15 protein-coding genes are annotated in these 13,415 nt (G+C 71.0%); 12 read left to right on the plus strand and 3 right to left on the minus strand.

The annotated features are described in order from the left end of the window. The first annotated feature begins 110 nt into the window (after positions 1-110). Positions 111-1,460, plus strand: coding sequence for a M23 family metallopeptidase (locus tag IZR02_RS02680; protein ID WP_025104594.1), 1,350 nt, complete (start codon positions 111-113; stop codon positions 1,458-1,460). Between the two features lie 105 nt (positions 1,461-1,565). Here IZR02_RS02680 and ppa read toward each other — a convergent pair whose 3' ends face one another. Together ppa and IZR02_RS02690 are read right to left on the minus strand one after the other, a co-directional pair. After that, entirely contained in the window at positions 1,566-2,057 is a 492-nt protein-coding gene (gene ppa, locus IZR02_RS02685; protein ID WP_025104593.1) for an inorganic diphosphatase, read from the minus strand. Positions 2,058-2,101: 44 nt separating this feature from the next. Next, positions 2,102-2,758 (minus strand): TMEM175 family protein, encoded by a 657-nt coding sequence (locus IZR02_RS02690; protein WP_025104592.1) that lies wholly within the window; start codon positions 2,756-2,758, stop codon positions 2,102-2,104. Positions 2,759-2,825: 67 nt separating this feature from the next. On the opposite strand from IZR02_RS02690, the gene tilS reads away from it, so the two are divergent. Beyond that, positions 2,826-3,818: a tRNA lysidine(34) synthetase TilS gene (tilS, locus tag IZR02_RS02695; RefSeq protein WP_025104591.1), complete on the plus strand. Its 993-nt coding sequence runs from the start codon at positions 2,826-2,828 to the stop codon at positions 3,816-3,818. Positions 3,819-3,844: 26 nt separating this feature from the next. Here the strand turns inward: tilS and IZR02_RS02700 are convergent, their stop codons facing one another. Beyond that, on the minus strand, positions 3,845-4,435 hold the full coding sequence (locus IZR02_RS02700; protein ID WP_025104590.1) for a DUF937 domain-containing protein: 591 nt from the start codon (positions 4,433-4,435) through the stop codon (positions 3,845-3,847). A gap of 121 nt (positions 4,436-4,556) precedes the next feature. Here IZR02_RS02700 and hpt point away from each other — a divergent pair, with 121 nt between their 5' ends. From hpt to IZR02_RS02750, 10 genes are all read left to right on the plus strand, one after another. Beyond that, positions 4,557-5,108, plus strand: coding sequence for a hypoxanthine phosphoribosyltransferase (gene hpt, locus IZR02_RS02705; protein WP_017204674.1), 552 nt, complete (start codon positions 4,557-4,559; stop codon positions 5,106-5,108). A 148-nt stretch (positions 5,109-5,256) separates the two neighbouring features. After that, complete coding sequence (gene ftsH, locus IZR02_RS02710) at positions 5,257-7,257, plus strand: ATP-dependent zinc metalloprotease FtsH (RefSeq protein WP_025104589.1); 2,001 nt, start codon at positions 5,257-5,259, stop codon at positions 7,255-7,257. Position 7,258: 1 nt separating this feature from the next. After that, a complete protein-coding gene (gene folE, locus IZR02_RS02715) occupies positions 7,259-7,870 on the plus strand; it encodes a GTP cyclohydrolase I (RefSeq protein WP_025104588.1) in 612 nt (203 codons plus the stop codon). Next, the gene (folP, locus tag IZR02_RS02720) at positions 7,867-8,676 is read left to right on the plus strand and encodes a dihydropteroate synthase (RefSeq protein WP_025104587.1); all 810 of its coding nucleotides are present in this window, start codon (positions 7,867-7,869) and stop codon (positions 8,674-8,676) included. Before folE ends, folP begins: the two co-directional genes overlap by 4 nt. Positions 8,677-8,710: 34 nt before the next feature. Next, on the plus strand, positions 8,711-9,106 hold the full coding sequence (folB, locus tag IZR02_RS02725) for a dihydroneopterin aldolase (protein WP_025104586.1): 396 nt from the start codon (positions 8,711-8,713) through the stop codon (positions 9,104-9,106). Continuing rightward, positions 9,103-9,642, plus strand: a complete 540-nt coding sequence (gene folK, locus IZR02_RS02730; RefSeq protein WP_025104585.1) for a 2-amino-4-hydroxy-6-hydroxymethyldihydropteridine diphosphokinase — start codon at positions 9,103-9,105, stop codon at positions 9,640-9,642. The genes folB and folK overlap by 4 nt, the downstream gene beginning before the upstream one ends. Next, on the plus strand, positions 9,639-10,121 hold the full coding sequence (locus tag IZR02_RS02735) for a DUF3180 domain-containing protein (protein ID WP_025104584.1): 483 nt from the start codon (positions 9,639-9,641) through the stop codon (positions 10,119-10,121). Before folK ends, IZR02_RS02735 begins: the two co-directional genes overlap by 4 nt. Further along, entirely contained in the window at positions 10,072-10,653 is a 582-nt protein-coding gene (locus IZR02_RS02740) for a PH domain-containing protein (protein ID WP_025104583.1), read from the plus strand. The genes IZR02_RS02735 and IZR02_RS02740 overlap by 50 nt, the downstream gene beginning before the upstream one ends. Continuing rightward, a complete protein-coding gene (locus IZR02_RS02745; RefSeq protein ID WP_025104582.1) occupies positions 10,650-12,710 on the plus strand; it encodes a PH domain-containing protein in 2,061 nt (686 codons plus the stop codon). Before IZR02_RS02740 ends, IZR02_RS02745 begins: the two co-directional genes overlap by 4 nt. A 2-nt stretch (positions 12,711-12,712) precedes the next feature. Continuing rightward, positions 12,713-13,405: a DUF2520 domain-containing protein gene (locus IZR02_RS02750; RefSeq protein ID WP_025104581.1), complete on the plus strand. Its 693-nt coding sequence runs from the start codon at positions 12,713-12,715 to the stop codon at positions 13,403-13,405. Positions 13,406-13,415 lie beyond the last annotated feature (10 nt).

The following is a 13,415-nucleotide window of genomic DNA, read 5'->3' on the forward strand; positions in this document are numbered from 1 at the left end:
AGCGGGACCATGGAGGGGCCGGGGATGCCGTTCACGCCGCTCCAGGAGTCTGGTGCTGGTGTGAAGGTTGTTGTTACTGTGGCATCTGTGAAACCGGCGGAAGGGGCCGTGTGAACGACAAGACCACGCAGGATGCGGCACTCGCGGCATCCGCGGACTGCGGGTGTGCGCCCACCCCGACGGAGCGACGTACCCTCTTCGGCGACGGCATCAGCCGCCGCGGCGCTCTCGGACTCGGCGCGCTCAGCGTCGTCGCCCTCAGCGCGTTCGGCATCACGTCCGGCGTCACGGCCGCCCACGCCGCGTCGTACCCGAGCTGGGACGACGTGCAGAAGGCCAAGCAGAACGAGGCCTCCAAGGCCGCCGAAGTGAAGCGCATCGAGGGGCTGATCCAGTCGCTCACGCAGAAGGTCTCCGAGACGCAGGCCGCCGCCGAGGTCGCCTCGACCGAGTTCTACAACGCGCAGCAGGCCTACTTCGCCGCGATCGCGGAGGCCGACTCGCTGCAGGAGAAGGCGGACGCGCAGGCCGCCGTCGCCGACGAGTCCGCCCGCAAGGCCGGCCAGGTCGCCGCGCAGCTCTACCGCAACGGCGGTGACGACACCTCGCTGGAGCTGTTCTTCGCGGGCTCCGCAGGCAACGCCGACGAGCTCCTCGCCCGCCTCGGCTCGATGGACAAGCTCCTCGAGTACAACCAGACCGTCTACAACGACGCGGTCGCCGCGCGGAACTCCGCGCAGTCCCTCAGCGACCAGGCGGTCGTCGCCCGGGACGAGCGCGACCGGCTTCAGAAGATCGCCGAAGAGAAGATGGTCGCAGCGCAGCAGGCCGCCGACGCCGCCCAGGCCGCTCTCGACGAGCAGTCGGCGAACCTCGCCACGATGCAGGCGCAGCTCGCCGCGCTGAAGGACACCACCGCGACCACCGTCGCCGGGTACCAGAAGGGCGTCGAGGAGCGCGAGAAGGAGCGCAAGCGCCGCGAGGCCGCCGAGGCCGCCGCGAACGCCGGGGGGAACAGCGGCGGAGGCGGCACCCCGGGAAGCGGTGGCTGGGTGCGTCCGCACGGTGGCTACCGCAGCTCCGGCTACGGCCCCCGCTCGCAGCAGTGCAACGCCAACGGTTGCTCTTCGAGCTGGCACTACGGCGTCGACCTCGCCAACGGCTGCGGCGCGGCGATCTACGCGGCCCATTCCGGCACGGTCGACGCGGCCTTCTACAACGGCGGCTACGGCAACTACGTCCGCATCCAGCACGGCGGCGGCATCGCCACCGGCTACGCGCACATCAAGCCCGGCGGGTTCGCCGTGCGCAGCGGCCAGTGGGTCGAGGCCGGACAGGTCATCGCCTACGCGGGCAACACCGGCGGCTCCTTCGGCTGCCACCTGCACTTCGAGGTCTACATCAACGGCCGCTACACGAACCCCATCGACTTCATGGCGGGCAAGGGCATCTCCGTCTGACGGACGGCTGGACAGCAGAAGACCCCCGGACGCCTGGCGTCCGGGGGTCTTCGCTTCGACAGGCTCAGCGACCCAGATAAGGTCAGCGACCCAGAGAGGGTCGGGTCAGTGGCCCTGCTCGCCGAAGCGGACGATGGCCTCGTCGAGGATGCGCTGCGCCTCGGCGGCGTTGCCCCACTCGTCGACCTTGACCCACTTGTTGGGCTCGAGGTCCTTGTAGTGCTCGAAGAAGTGCGCGATCTCCTTTTTCGTGTACTCCGGCACGTCGTCGATGTCCTGGATGTGCGCCCAGCGCGGGTCCTTGGAGAGCACGGCGACGAGCTTGTCGTCTCCGCCGGCCTCGTCGCTCATCTTCAGCACGGCGACGGGGCGGACCTCGACGACGACGCCGGGGTAGATCTGGTGGTCGAGGAGCACCAGCACGTCGAGCGGGTCGCCGTCCTCGCCGAGCGTGTTGTCGAAGTAGCCGTAGTCGGCGGGGTAGCCGAAGGTCGTGTAGAGCACGCGGTCGAGGTGCACTCGCCCGGTCTCGTGGTCGACCTCGTACTTCACGCGGCTGCCGCGCGGGATCTCGATGACGGCGTCGTGTGCGCCCATGCGTGTGCTCCTCAGGAAGATCGGTTGGGATGCCGCGGACCAGCCTACTCGGGGGTCGCGGGATGGCTGTCCCGGTGCCGCCGCTGGACGATCCGGTTCAGGAGGCGTGAGAGAGGACTGCTCAACAGGAGGACCAGCAACCCCAGGTATCCGTTCGGCGACGCGGCGACGGCGATGACCAGGGCGATCGCGAAAAGGACGATCGCCGCGAGATCACCGGCGATTCCGCCGCGGATCACCGCCGGGGGTGCCGTGATGAGCTCCCCGTGCCGCTGCAGATAGAGCCAGCCGGCGAGCGTCGTGACCTGCGTCAGAAGGAGCGTGCCGATGTAGAGGACCGCCTGCAGAGGGTCGGGCTCCATCTGACCGATCATCGCCGTCGGCACCGGCAGCCACACGATGGTCGCCATCCACGCCACGTTGATCCACAGCAGCGCCGGCGTGACCGCCTGGACGTCCCGGTACTGACTGTGGTGCCCCATCCAGAACACCGCGATGAGGAGGAAGCTCAATCCGAAGCTCAGAAGCTGGCCCGCGTGTGCGGCGAGGAACTCTGCCGTATCCAGGTGATCGGCGGCCGCCTCGGCGACCGAGTCCGTGAGCGGCAGGATCAGCAACGTCATCGCGATCGCCACGACCGCATCGACGAACGCCTTGAAGCGCTCAGGGCGGAACGACGGAGCAGGGGAGCGACCGGTCACGGCGCCAGGATAGCCCTGCGCGGTTTCGGGCGACACGGCAGCCGAGACGGTGCCCTAGCGTGGAGGGATGCCATCCCTCGACCCCGCCGTCGCCGAGATCCGCCTCGCCGTGCGCACCGCGCTCGCCGACCTGCCCGAGGGCTCGACCGTCGTCGTCGCGGTGTCCGGCGGTGCCGACTCGCTCGCACTGGCGGCGGCCACCGCGTTCGAGGCCGCGAAACGCGGGGTGCGTGCGACCGAGGTGACGGTCGACCACGGTCTGCAGGACGGGTCCGCCGACGTCGCGGCGGAGACGGCGCGCATCGCCGGACGGCTCGGGCTCGAGGCGCTCGTCGTCCGCGTCGAGGTCGACGGCGAGGGCGGTCCGGAGGCGGCCGCGCGGGACGCGCGCTACCGCGTGCTCCGGGACGCGGCGGGCGACATCGGCGCGCGGGCGGTCCTGCTCGGACACACCCTCGACGACCAGGCCGAGACCGTCCTGCTCGGGCTCGCGCGCGGCTCCGGGGCGACGAGCCTGCAGGGCATGGCGCCGGATCGGGAGGACGAGGACGGCCTCCGGTGGCTGCGCCCGCTGCTCGGCGTGCGCCGCGAGACCACCCGTGCGTTCTGCGCCGCGGCGGAGCTGCAGCCCTGGGACGACCCGCACAACACCGACGACCGCTACACGCGGGTGCGGGTGCGTCGCCACGTGCTCCCGGTGCTGGAGACGCAGCTCGGCCCGGGCATCGCCGAGGCGCTGGCCCGCACCGCCGAGCAGCTCCGGGAGGACGCGGAGGCGTTCGACGAGATGATCCACGAGACGATCGAGGACATCGTCGAGCACGCCGAGGCCGGGATCTCGGTGAGCGTCGCCGCGCTCGCCGCCAACCCGGCCGCGCTGCGCAACCGCATCATCCGTCTCGTGGTCGACAGCGAGTTCGGGGCGAGCCTGAGCCGCGCGCAGACGATCGAGGTCGCCCGCCTCGTGACGGACTGGTCGGGTCAGGGCCCGATCGACCTGCCGGGGTGCGCCGCCGTGCGCCAGGGCGGCCGGATCGTGTTCACCGCCGCGACCCGCTGAATCGCGGGCCGCGGCGGCGTCGCGTCCTACTTCTTGCCGCCGAAGAGGCCGCCGAGGATGCCGCCGAGGTCGATGCCGCCGCCGGAGCCGCTCTTGCCGCCGCCGAGGAGGCCACCCAGCACGTCACCCAACCCGCCGCCGGAGCCGGAGTCGCCGCCGCCGATGACGTCGCCGATGACGTCGCCGATCCCGCCGGAGCCCCCCGTGCCCGCGTCCGCCTTCGCCGTCTTGTCCTTGGTCGCGTTGGCGATCAGACCCATCACGATCGGCGCGAGGATGGGGAGGAGCTTTCCGAAGTCGATGCCCGGGGTCGCCTTCGACTCCGTCAGCTCCTTCGTGACCTCCTTCTCCTTCCCGCCGAGGATGTGGGAGACGATCTTCTCGCCGTCCTCCTGATCGATGTCGTCGATCGTCGCCGGGCTCGACGCACCGCGGTGCTTGCCCAGGGCCTTCTCGATGGCCGCCGACCCCTCGGAGCTCTCCGCGTTCTTGGCCAGCCCGCCGAGGAGCACGGCGCCGCCCTGCTCGACCGCGACCTTGGCCTCGTCGCGCGACACTCCGAGCTTCTGCGCGATGTCGTCGAGGGGGACCTGGCTGAGGATGTCTTGGGTCGCCATGGGGATCTCCTTCCGTCGGGGCGTGCGCCCGCGTCACCGTCAGAGTAGTGCGGTGTCGACCTGCGGGGGAGGGTACGCGCCCACGACCGGAGCACACCGCCGCGTCGCCTAAAATCGATCCATGCGCGCCGCGGAGATCCAGGACGACCTTGCACAGATCCTCGTCACCGAGGAGGAGATCCACGCCAAGCTCGACGAGCTCGCGGCGCAGGTCGCGAAGGACTACGAGGGCAAGGACCTCATCCTCGTGGGCGTGCTGAAGGGCGCGGTCATGGTCATGGCCGACTTCGCACGCGCGCTGCCCTTCCACGCGCCGATGGACTGGATGGCGGTGTCGAGCTACGGCGCCAGCACGAAGTCGAGCGGTGTCGTGCAGATCCGCAAGGACCTCGACACCGACCTGCACGGCAAGCACGTGCTCATCGTCGAGGACATCATCGACTCCGGCCTCACCCTGAGCTGGCTCCTGGAGAACTTCGAGTCCCGCGGTGCGGAGTCGATCGAGGTCCTCGCGCTGCTGCGCAAGCCGGAGGCCGCGAAGGTCGAGATCGACTGCAAGTACGTCGGCTTCGACATCCCCGTGGAATTCGTCGTCGGTTACGGACTCGACTACGCGGAGCGCTACCGCAACCTCCGCGACGTCGCCGTGCTGGCACCGCACGTCTACAGCTGACGCTTCGACAGGCTCAGCGACCCAGGCGGGCTCAGCGACCCAGGCGGGCTCAGAACCCGGGCGGGCTCAGCGACCCAGCGCAGGGGCGTTGCGCCGTGGGTGAACGCACAGCGGCCCCCTAGCACGGAGGCGATACGCTGATCCGACCATGGATGTGAAGAAGCTCACCCGCAATCCGCTGATCTACGTCGCTCTGATCGGCGTGCTGCTCTTCGGCGGATTCCTGCTGATCTCGAACCTCGGTGCGCCGAAGCAGATCACGACGCAGGAGGGGCTCGAGCTGCTCTCCGGCAAGACCGTGACCGAGGTCGTCACCACCGACGGCGATCAGCGCGTGGACATGACGCTGTCCAAGCCGTTCGAGGGCTCCGAGAACGTCCAGTTCTACTACGTCGAGGCCCGCGCCGACGAGGTGGTCTCCGCGATCGATGCGGCCGCTCCGAAGGACGGCTTCAACGACGCCGTGCCGCGCGCGACCTGGTTCGACGGCTTCCTCTCCCTGCTGCTTCCCCTCGTGCTGCTCGGCCTCCTGTTCTGGTGGCTCCTGTCGTCCATGCAGGGCGGCGGCGGCAAGGTCATGCAGTTCGGCAAGTCCAAGGCCAAGCTCGTCAACAAGGAGACCCCGACGGTCACCTTCGCCGACGTCGCCGGTGCCGACGAGGCCATCGAGGAGCTCCACGAGATCAAGGAGTTCCTGCAGGACCCGGCGAAGTTCCAGGCCATCGGCGCCCGCATCCCGAAGGGCGTGCTGCTGTACGGCCCTCCCGGGACCGGAAAGACCCTCCTCGCCCGCGCCGTCGCCGGCGAGGCCGGAGCCCCGTTCTACTCGATCTCCGGTTCCGACTTCGTCGAGATGTTCGTCGGCGTCGGTGCCTCCCGCGTGCGCGACCTGTTCAGCCAGGCCAAGGAGAACGCTCCCGCCATCATCTTCATCGATGAGATCGACGCCGTCGGCCGTCACCGCGGCGCCGGCATGGGCGGCGGCAACGACGAGCGCGAGCAGACGCTGAACCAGATGCTCGTCGAGATGGACGGCTTCGACCCGAACGCGAACGTCATCGTGATCGCGGCCACCAACCGTCCCGACATCCTCGACCCCGCGCTGCTGCGCCCCGGCCGCTTCGACCGTCAGATCGGTGTCGACGCCCCCGACCTCAAGGGCCGCCAGAAGATCCTCGAGGTGCACAGCAAGGGCAAGCCGCTGTCGAAGAACGTCGACCTCGAGGTCGTCGCTCGCAAGACGCCCGGCTTCACCGGTGCCGACCTGGCGAACGTGCTCAACGAGGCCGCGCTGCTCACGGCCCGCTCGAACGCGCAGCTCATCGACAACCGCGCCCTCGACGAGGCGATCGACCGCGTGATCGCCGGTCCGCAGCGTCGCACCCGCGTGATGAAGGACAAGGAGAAGCTCATCACGGCGTACCACGAGGGCGGACACGCGCTCGCGGCGGCGGCGATGAACTACACCGACCCCGTGACGAAGATCACGATCCTGCCCCGCGGCAAGGCGCTGGGCTACACGATGGTGCTGCCGCTCGACGACAAGTACTCCGTGACCCGCAACGAGCTGCAGGATCAGCTCACCTACGCCATGGGCGGTCGCGTCGCCGAGGAGCTCGTCTTCCACGACCCCACCACCGGCGCCTCCAACGACATCGAGAAGGCGACCTCGATCGCCCGCAAGATGGTCATCGAGTACGGCATGACGACGCAGGTCGGTCCGGTCAAGCTCGGCACCGAGGGCGGCGACATGTTCGTCGCGCGCGACATGGGCCGTGGCCGCGAGTACTCCGAGAAGGTCGCGGAGCGCGTCGATGCCGAGGTGCGGGCGCTCATCGAGCAGGCGCACAACGAGGCGTACGCGGTGCTCAGCGAGAACCGGGACATCCTCGACCGTCTCGCCCTCGCGCTCCTCGAGGAGGAGACCCTCGACCACAACCGCATCGCCGAGATCTTCACCGAGGTGAAGAAGCTACCCGAGCGTCCGCTGTGGCTGTCCAGCGAAGACCGCCCGGTCTCGGAGCGGCCGCCGATCGAGGTCCCGAAGAAGGACGTCTCGCTCGCCGCCTCCGTCGAGGCGCCGACGGCCCCGCCGCGTCCGCAGCAGGGCTCCGCCGGAGCGGGCAACCCTCGTCCCGCGACGGCGTGACGTGACCGTCGACAAGGGACGCGTCGAGCGGCTCACCAGGGAACTCCTGGAGGCGATCGGCGAGGACCCCGATCGTCCGGGGATCAAGCAGACGCCCTCGAGGATGGCCGAGCTCTACGCGGAGTTCTTCGCCGGTGTGGGCGAGGATCCCGCCGAGCCACTCGCCCACACGATCAGCGTGACCCGCGGGCCGGCGCCGGACACCCTGCCGTCCGGCGCGGTGCTGCTGCGCGACATCCGCTTCCGCTCGGTGTGCGAGCACCACCTCCTACCTTTCGCAGGGCACGCGCACATCGCCTACCTTCCAGGCGAGCAGGTCGTCGGCCTCGGTGCGCTCGTGCGCGTCGTGGAGATCCTCGCCGCGCGGCCGCAGGTGCAGGAGCGGCTGGGGGAGCAGATCGCCGACACGATCGCCGAGAACCTCGACGCGCGCGGCGTGCTCGTCGTTCTCGATGCCAGCCACGGCTGCGTGACGATGCGGGGCGGGCGGCAGACCGAGGCCTCGACGCTGACCATCGCGGCGCGCGGGGTCTACACGGATCCCGTGGCACGCGCGGAGCTGGTGACCCTGATCGGCATGACCGTGCCGGGGGCCGGGACGTCGCGCGCATGACCGGCATCTGGGGCATCGTCAACGTCACCCCCGACTCGTTCAGCGACGGCGGGCGGTATCTCGACGCAGACCGCGCGGTCGCCCACGGCCTTCGCCTGCGCGCGGAAGGGGCGTCCGTCCTCGACGTCGGGGGCGAGTCGACCCGACCGGGCGCGGAACGCGTCGGGGTGGACGAGGAGCAGCGCCGCGTCCTTCCGGTCGTCGAACAGCTCACGGCGGCCGGCGCCGTCGTCAGCATCGACACCCTCAACGCGTCGACCGCCGCGGCCGCCGTGCGCGCGGGAGCGCGCATCGTCAACGACGTCTCCGGCGGACTGGCCGACCCCGACATGCGCGCCGCGGTGGCGGAGTCGGGTGCCGACTTCGCGATCGGGCACTGGCGGGGCTTCTCCGCCGACATGTACGCGAACGCCGATTACCGCCGCGTCGCCCGAGAGGTGGCCGGCGAACTGCGCGAGCGCATCGGGGAGGCGGCCGCCGCCGGGATCGCGCCCTCCCGCCTGATCGTCGACCCCGGTATCGGGTTCGCCAAGGCCGGTGCTCAGAACTGGGACGTGCTGCGGGGCCTCGACGAGATCGTGGGTCTCGGCTTCCGCGTGCTGGTCGGGACGTCGCGCAAGCGCTTCCTCGCCGACGTGCTGCAGGAGGCTGCCCCGGGCGGTGACGGCGTGTCCGAGGAGCGCCGGGACCTGGCCACCGCGGTGACGAGTGCGCTCGCGATGCGCGCCGGCGCCTGGGCGGTGCGCGTGCACGACGTCGCGGCCACCCGCGACGCCCTCGCGATCACCCGCGCCTGGGAAGGCTGAGTGCGAGGTCGGAGCGTCGCCGTACCCTAGAGGCATGGACTTCCTCGACGAGATCGTGCTGACAGGGCTGACCGTGTTCGGCCACCACGGCGTCTACCCGCACGAGCGGGAGAACGGACAGGAGTTCACGGTCGACCTCCGGCTGCGGCTCTCCCTCGAACAGGCCGCCGCGTCCGACGATGTGGCCGACACCGTGCACTACGGCGAGCTCGCGGAGCGGGTGGCCGCCGTCGTCGCGGGGGAGCCGGTGAACCTCATCGAGACCCTGGCCGAGCGGATCGCGGACGTCGCCCTCGGTGACCGCCGCGTGCAGCAGGTGACCGTCACAGTGCACAAGCCGCAGGCGCCGATCGCCCTCACCTTCAGCGACGTGGCTGTGACGGTCCATCGGACGCGGGCTCCGGAGTCGCTGGAGGACATCACCACATGAGCCGCAACCTCACCCGCCCGCCGGAGGTGCCGGGCCCCCGAGCTCCGCGCCCCGAGACGGTGGCGGTCGTCGCGCTCGGCGCCAATCTCGGAGACCGCGAGGAGACGATCCGCGCCGCGGCCGCGCGCATCGCTCGGCTGCCGCTCGTCTCGGACGTGGGCCTGTCGCGCCTGTTCGAGACGGTGGCGCTGCGCGTGGACGGCCCCGACCCGGACGCCCCCGGGTACGTGAACGCGGTGGCTCTGGTGACCACACGGCTCGCTCCCGAGATCCTCCTCGGCATGCTGCACGCCATCGAGGACGAGAACGGCCGCGTGCGCGGCGAGCGGTGGGGCGACCGCACCCTCGACCTCGACCTCATCGCCTATGGCGACGTCGTCTCGGACGACCCCCGCATCCAGCTGCCCCATCCGCGGGCGGCGGAGCGGCTGTTCGTCCTGGAGCCGTGGCTCGACGTCGACCCCGACGCCGAGCTCGTGGGGCGCGGCCGGGTCGCCGATCTGGCGGCGGACCTTCGCGCGCGAGGCGAGGGATGAAGCGCACCTCCGCCGGACTTCTCGCCGTCCTCGCGCTCGTCGGCGCCGGGGCCGGCTTCATCCTCGACCAGATGCTCACGGCGACGGGGCGGGCCACGTTCACGCCGTCCCTCTTCCTCCCGGTGCTGCTCGTCCTCATCGCGGGCGCATCGCTCGGGGTGGCCTGGCCGGTGCGGCGCAGCGTCCGCTCCGGGGTGCGCATCGACCCGTTCCGTGCCCTCCGGGCCGCGACCCTCGCGCGGGCGTCGAGTCTGCTGGGGGCGATCCTGGCGGGCTTCGGGGCGGGCCTGCTGGCCTTCCTCCTCACGCGCCCCATCGATCCCCCGATAGGGTCGACTGTGGCCATGGTGGCGCTGATCGCGAGTGCGGTCGTGCTCGTCATCGCCGCTCTCGTCGCCGAACAGTTCTGCACCCTGCCGAAGGATCCTGATGACTCAGAACCCAGAGACCGCGCCCCTGAACCCGGCGGAGGGCACTGACCTCGGCGCCCTCGACCAGGGCACCTACACGGGCCTGCGCACGGTGCGCAACGAGGCCCGCCTCGAGCTCGACGGCACCTGGCACCAGATCTCGCCGCGCTACGTGGTGTCGCAGATCGTGCAGAACGTCATCTTCCTGGCGATCGTCGTGGCGGCGGCCGTCGTGCTGAACATCGTGCTCGAACAGGACTGGGTGTGGATTCCGGCCGGGGTCATCATCCTCATCACCCTCGTGACGCTGGTCATCCTCCCGCGTCAGGCGCGGGCGATCGGCTACATGCTGCGGGCGGACGACATCGTGTTCCGCAAGGGCATCCTCTGGCAGCGCATGATCGCCGTGCCGTACGGTCGCATGCAGCTCGTCGACATCACCCAGGGGCCTCTCGACCGGGCGTTCGGCATCTCCCAGCTCAAGATGGTCACCGCGGCGGCGACCACCGGCGTGCAGATCCCCGGCCTCACCCAGGCGGCGGCCGAGGCGCTGCGCGACACGCTCATCCAGGTCGCCGAGACCCGCCGGACCGGACTGTGAGCGAGTCGCAGCTCCCCACCGCCGCGCCGGGGCAGACCTCCGCGGGCGCACCGTCGACGCACCTCGCGGACGGCGAATGGCATCGGATGCATCCGCTGACGCCGCTCTTCAAGGGCGGCCTGGCGCTCATCATCGTCGGCGGCATCGTGATCGCGAACATGCGCGACCGCGTCATCGCCTGGCTCGTCGGGCAGTTCGCGCCGGAGGAGGCGCACTACGACGACTACACCGGCGGCGATCCGGTCGACTGGGTGCTCGCCAACAACTTCGCCCTGATCGCGCTGCTGGGTGTCCTGGCGCTCGTCGTGGTGCTCGTGGCCATCTTCTGGTTCGTCTGGCGCTTCCAGCAGTTCCGGATCACCGGGGAGCACGTCGAGGTGCGCAAGGGCATCATCTTCCGGTCGCACCGTCGCGCCCCGCTCGACCGTGTGCAGGGCGTGAACCTCACGCGGCCGTTCCCCGCACGCATCATCGGCCTCGCGAAGCTCGAGGTCGTCGGCGCGGGCACCGACGCGAACGTCGCGCTGGAATACCTGGCGACGCCGCGCGCCGAAGGCGTGCGCGCCGAGATCCTGCGCCTGGCCTCCGGTGCGCGAGCCGCTCGGCACGCGGCGTTGGATCCGCAGAACGGCGCGACGTCCGGCGGCACCGCTCCGGTTACCGCGCGTGCACAGCTCGTCGGCTCGATGAACGAGGGCGTCAACGGCCTGCTCGCCGGCGTGGACCTGCAGGACGTCGTCCCCGAGAGCGTCGTCAAGATCCCGGCCGGCCGGCTGATCGGCTCGCAGCTCATCTCCGGGTTGCTGTGGCTGGTCTTCTTCGGCGTGATCTTCGCGATCGCGATCGGCAGCACCCTCATCGGCATCCTCGTCGACGGCGATCCCGACGGCGGGGTGGTGCTGCTGGGCATCGGGCTCGGCATGGGCGTCCCCATGGTCATCGCCGTGGTCGGTATCACGTGGGCGCAGATCTCCAAGTCGCTGCGCTACTCCATCGCGCCCACCCCCGACGGCGTGCGCATCACCTACGGCCTGCTCACCACGGTCACCGAGACCCTTCCGCCGGGCCGCATCTTCGCGGTCGAGGTGTCGCAGTCCCTGCTGTGGCGGCCGTTCGGCTGGTGGACCATCAAGATCAACCGCATGAGTGGCAAGAGCGCCGCGCAGCAGTCGTCGAGCAGCGGTCAGCAGTTCAACGTCGTGCTCCCGGTCGGCAAGCGCGCGGACGTGGAGCGGGTGTTGTCGCTCGTGCTGCCCGACGTGCCGGCCGAGAGCATCCCCGCGCTGTGGGACCAGGGTGTCGTCGGTCCGACCGACGCCGACCCCTATCGGACGATGCCGCGCCGGGCCTGGTGGCGGCGACCGTTCTCCTGGAAGCGTCACGGATACACGGTGACCTCGGACGGCCTGCTCCTGCGCCGCGGAATCGTGTGGCGCAAGCTCGCGGTCTTCCCGCTCGCGCGTCTCCAGGGCGTGTCGCTGAGCCAGGGGCCCATCGACCGGGCCCAGGGGGTCTCCGGCGCGCAGGTGCACACCGTGCCCGGCCCGATCACCGGCCTCCTCTCCGGGCTCGAGCGCGCGGACGCCCTCGCACTGCTCAACGAGGTCAGCGTCGCCGCGGCCGAGGCGGCGTCCCGAGACCACACGCACCGCTGGAGCGAGCACGCTGCGGCGGGAACTCCGGTCGCACCGCCCGCTCCGCCGGTGTTCGGTGGTCCTGCGACGCCGGCGTCTCCCGCGTTCGGAGGGGCGGCATCCGCTCCGCCTGCTCCGCCCGCTCCGCCGGCCCCGTTCGCGACGCCGGCTCCGTTCGCGCCGCCTGCTCCGCCGACCGGTGTTCCGGGGTCGGCGACTCCGCTGGTCCCGCCCGTCCGGACTCCTCCGGTGACGCCGCCGCCTGCTCCGCCGGTCACGGCGCCTCCGGTCGCGCCGCCGCCTGCTCCGCCGGTCGCGCCGCCACCGCCGCAGACGGCTGCCCCCTCGACCTCTCCCTCGCCGACCGGCCCGACCCCGCCACCCACCCCGCCGGCGCGACCGGACACGTCGCGCGAGGAGTGAGCGTGGTGCGCGACGGGCGCCTGGGCGTCGGCATCGTCGGGGCCGGGCGCGTCGGTCCGGTGATCGGCGCGGCACTGGCCGGAGCCGGGCACGCGATCATCGGGATCACGAGCGGATCGGACGACGAGCGTGCGTCCGCGGTGCTCCCTGGCGTCCCGGTGCTGGACACGCAGGAGGTCGTGCGGCGCGCCGAACTGGTGATCCTCGCGGTCCCCTCCGCCGAGCTTCCGTCCCTCGTCTCGGGCATCGCGGAGGTCGGCGGGTGGCAGATCGGCCAGCTCGTCCTGCACACCGATCCGGCGCAGGGCATCGAGGTCCTGCGCCCGGCGGCGGAGCGCGGTGCCATCCCGTTGGCGGTGCACCCGGCGATCACGTTCACGGGGACCTCGATCGACCTCCGACAGCTGCAGGCGGGCTTCGCGGCGGTCACCGCTCCCGCCGCCGTGCTCCCGATCGCCCAGGCGCTGGCCGTGGAGATGGGGTGCGAACCGGTGGTCATCGCGGAAGCCGACCGTGCCGTCTACGCCGACGCGATCGCCACGGCCACGGAGTTCTCCCGCTCGATCATCGGACAGTCGACCTCGCGGCTCCGTGACATCGGGGTCGAGAACCCGGGTGGCTTCCTGTCGGCTCTGGTGCAGTCGACGGTCGAGCGGGCGCTGCGCGACGCCTCGGACCCGCCCCCGCTGGTCTGATCGCCGTCCC

It is taken from the genome of Microbacterium paraoxydans, assembly GCF_019056515.1.
GTDB lineage: Bacteria > Actinomycetota > Actinomycetes > Actinomycetales > Microbacteriaceae > Microbacterium.

Excerpts from the sequence above, each read along its gene's own strand:
- ppa (WP_025104593.1), bottom strand. The coding sequence starts at position 2,057 with ATGGGCGCACACGACGCCGTCATCGAGATCCCGCGCGGCAGCCGCGTG.
- tilS (WP_025104591.1), top strand. The coding sequence starts at position 2,826 with ATGCCATCCCTCGACCCCGCCGTCGCCGAGATCCGCCTCGCCGTGCGC.
- IZR02_RS02700 (WP_025104590.1), bottom strand. The coding sequence starts at position 4,435 with ATGGCGACCCAAGACATCCTCAGCCAGGTCCCCCTCGACGACATCGCG.
- hpt (WP_017204674.1), top strand. The coding sequence starts at position 4,557 with ATGCGCGCCGCGGAGATCCAGGACGACCTTGCACAGATCCTCGTCACC.
- ftsH (WP_025104589.1), top strand. The coding sequence starts at position 5,257 with ATGGATGTGAAGAAGCTCACCCGCAATCCGCTGATCTACGTCGCTCTG.
- folP (WP_025104587.1), top strand. The coding sequence starts at position 7,867 with ATGACCGGCATCTGGGGCATCGTCAACGTCACCCCCGACTCGTTCAGC.
- folB (WP_025104586.1), top strand. The coding sequence starts at position 8,711 with ATGGACTTCCTCGACGAGATCGTGCTGACAGGGCTGACCGTGTTCGGC.
- folK (WP_025104585.1), top strand. The coding sequence starts at position 9,103 with ATGAGCCGCAACCTCACCCGCCCGCCGGAGGTGCCGGGCCCCCGAGCT.
- IZR02_RS02735 (WP_025104584.1), top strand. The coding sequence starts at position 9,639 with ATGAAGCGCACCTCCGCCGGACTTCTCGCCGTCCTCGCGCTCGTCGGC.
- IZR02_RS02740 (WP_025104583.1), top strand. The coding sequence starts at position 10,072 with ATGACTCAGAACCCAGAGACCGCGCCCCTGAACCCGGCGGAGGGCACT.